This is a genomic window from Neisseria sp. HMSC068C04, assembly GCF_001810105.1.
Taxonomy (GTDB): Bacteria; Pseudomonadota; Gammaproteobacteria; order Burkholderiales; family Neisseriaceae; genus Neisseria; species Neisseria flavescens_B.
Map to the genome: position 1 here is coordinate 1 of NZ_KV799946.1, position 300 is coordinate 300.

Consider the following 300-nt stretch of genomic DNA (forward strand, 5'->3'; position numbering starts at 1 on the left):
CCTTTTTCTGAACAAGCTAATATGTCAGGGAAAACATTACAAAGTAATGCTTTTGATTCTTCTTTCTTGTCATCTTTTTTATCTTCTTTTCTTTTATCTTTATCAGATGGATCGTCATCCGGATCAGGTTTATCATCTGGACGTTTATCAGGCTTATCATCTGAATCGGGTTTATCATCAGGTTTTTTATCCAGCTTTCCATCGGGATTAGGCTTATGATCTGGATCAGGCTTGGTATTGGGTGCTTCAGATCCGCCCGGTGTTAAATCAGGACGTTGAGTTGTAGCAACTTCAGCGGTT

The 300-nt window shown here is 39.3% G+C and carries 1 protein-coding gene; it reads right to left on the reverse strand.

The window, feature by feature from the left end:
* Positions 1 to 300: IgG-binding virulence factor TspB family protein (locus HMPREF2700_RS11410; protein WP_283129681.1), on the reverse strand; the 300-nt coding region annotated here is incomplete at both ends.